Below are 2,306 nucleotides of genomic sequence, written 5' to 3' on the forward strand. Positions count from 1 at the left end.
GAGCTGGGCTTGCCCACCTGTCCGTTGCGGAGATTGGCGTGCAGCGTGGCGTAGGCGTCGGTGACCTTCTTGATGACGTGCTGCGCGGCCTGAGCCGCCAGCCCGTAGTTGTCCTTGATCTGCCCGTAGGCGTGCTTGCGCAGGTCGTAATTGCGAAATACCCGCTGGCTGTGGGCGAGCGCCGCCACCCAGGTGGCCGCGTCGTTGACCGCGCGCAGAGTCGCCTCCAGCGCCGCCGCCTGCTCAGGCGTCGGCAGGAGCTTGACCCGCACCACCAGCTTCATATCGAACACTCTAGCATTAGGTCCATGTCACCGAGATGGGAACCGAACCCCGACATAAGAAGAGGTCGAAGCGTTGTCTACGCGCTTCACGCGCATTTGGTCTTCACTCCAAAGTATCGGCGAGGTGTGTTCACCGACGAGATTCTGCGTCGCTGCGCAGACATCATGATCGAGGTATGCGACAGTTTCGGGGCGGAGCTGGTCGAGTTCAACGGCGAGGAGGATCACGTGCACCTGCTCGTGCACTACCCACCCAAAGTCGCCCTCTCGACGCTGGTGAACAGCCTCAAGGGCGTGTCTGCCCGGCTACTGCGCAAGGAGTATCCGGCACATATCCGTAAGTATCTGTGGGGCGGGCATTTCTGGTCGCCGTCGTACTTCGCCGCCTCCTGCGGCGGCGCACCCCTATCGATCATCAAGGAGTACATCGAAAACCAGAAGCGTCCGGGCTGAGCCGCTCGATGGCCTACCGGTCACCACACCGCTCGGGCCTTGGCGGCCCTCCCGCGCTGTCGTTTCCTCCCGGGCGTGAACGCCCGGGGTTCCACGCCAGATCACGCTGAAAAGATCCTTCGAATCAGGATCAAGGTATTCACTCGGAACAAAAGGCTGTTTAGACTCCGAATCGCCCGTTTAATCCCCCCGGAGGACGTGTGCGACTTCGAGCCCTCGTGGCCATGGCGATCGTGCTCACCGTCGCCCCTGGCGTCCCCGCGCTCGCCGAGGCACCACCACCACCCCCTCCGGCGACCACAACGGAGACGCCGGCTCCCACCGGGGAGACGCCGGCTCCGGCGGAACAGTCACCGGCGCCCAAGCTGGAACCCGGACTGGCCGCCGACGGCGACGGGGCCCGGGTCATCGTCGAGGTGACCGCACCGGCGGAGGCCGTACCGGTCGCGGGCGAGGCTCAGGCCCTGCCCGGCGCCGAGGTCGTCCTCCAGCCGCCGGACACCTCGTTCATCGTGGTCGAGGGCACGAGCGAGTCGCTGGCCGCGCTGGCCCAGGACCCCCGGGTGGTGTCGGTCCGCCGGGACCGCACCTACTCCCCCGTCTCGCTGGCTTCGGGCCTGAAGCTGATCGGAGCGGACCAGGCCCAGGCCGAGGGGGCCAACGGCGAGGGCAAGATGATCGCGGTCATCGACACCGGGATCGACCGGGACCATTCCGCGCTGGGAGGCAAGGTGGTGGAGGAGGCCTGCTTCTCCGCGACGGACGACGGCGCGAAGTCCCTGTGTCCCGGCGGGGCTGACACGCAGACCGGTCAGGGTTCCGCCGACGCGAAGACCCCCATGTGCGTGGAGGGCACCATCAACCTGTGCGACCACGGCACCCACGTGGCGGGCATCGCCCACGCCGTCGCACCCGGCGCGGACATCGCGGCGATCCAGGTCTTCAGCCGCATCGACGACTGCGAAGGCGGGGAGGTCTGCCTGAGCGCCTACGAGTCCACGATCCTGCTCGCCCTCGACCACGTCGCCAAGCTGAAGGACTCCCACCCCGGCCTCGTCGCGGTGAACCTCAGCCTCGGTGGCGGCCTCTACGAGAGGGCGTGCGACGGCGAGCCCGAGATCGGGGCGATGAAGCAGAAGATCGAGACCCTGCGCGCCAAGGGCGTGGTGACCGTCGCCGCCGCGGGGAACGAGGGGACGTCCGGTGCCGGCGCTCCGGGATGCATCTCCGGCGCGGTGACCGTGGGCGCGACCGGTGACGACGACCGCGTCCCCGAGTGGTCCAACTACGGCTCCGTGCTCGACCTCTTCGCCCCCGGTGTCGAGGTCGACTCCGCGGTACCGAACGGCGGCACCGCGGTCTACAGCGGGACCTCGATGTCGACCCCGCACGTCACGGGCGCGCTGGCGGCACTGGCCGGGAAGTCAGCGGACGCCACCCCGGACGCGCTTGTCGGCAAGCTCACCGCGGCGGGCCGCCCCATCGTCTACGACGGAGTGACCACGCCCCGCCTCGACCTGTACGGCGCGCTCACCGGCCGCGCGCCCTCGCCCCCCGCCACTCAGGAAC

At 68.4% G+C, this 2,306-nt stretch carries 2 protein-coding genes and 1 pseudogene; 2 read left to right on the top strand and 1 reads right to left on the bottom strand.

Annotated elements, in window-relative coordinates; genetic code table 11:
* Positions 1-284 (bottom strand): annotated as a pseudogene (locus CA984_RS43725) (RNA-guided endonuclease TnpB family protein); the annotation flags it as partial.
* Positions 285-308: 24 nt separating this feature from the next.
* Between CA984_RS43725 and tnpA the strand changes: the two are divergent.
* Both tnpA and CA984_RS43735 read left to right on the top strand, forming a co-directional pair.
* Positions 309-737, top strand: a complete 429-nt coding sequence (tnpA, locus tag CA984_RS43730) for an IS200/IS605 family transposase (protein ID WP_086576659.1) — start codon at positions 309-311, stop codon at positions 735-737.
* 200 nt (positions 738-937) lie between these two features.
* A partial coding sequence (locus tag CA984_RS43735) for a S8 family peptidase (RefSeq protein WP_165781649.1) occupies positions 938-2,306 on the top strand: 1,369 nt, incomplete at its 3' end.

Source organism: Streptosporangium minutum (genome assembly GCF_002149035.1).
GTDB lineage: Bacteria > Actinomycetota > Actinomycetes > Streptosporangiales > Streptosporangiaceae > Streptosporangium > Streptosporangium minutum.

What these genes read in the sequence shown, in the direction of transcription:
- tnpA (WP_086576659.1), top strand. Translation starts at nt 309, where the DNA reads ATGTCACCGAGATGGGAACCGAACCCCGACATAAGAAGAGGTCGAAGC.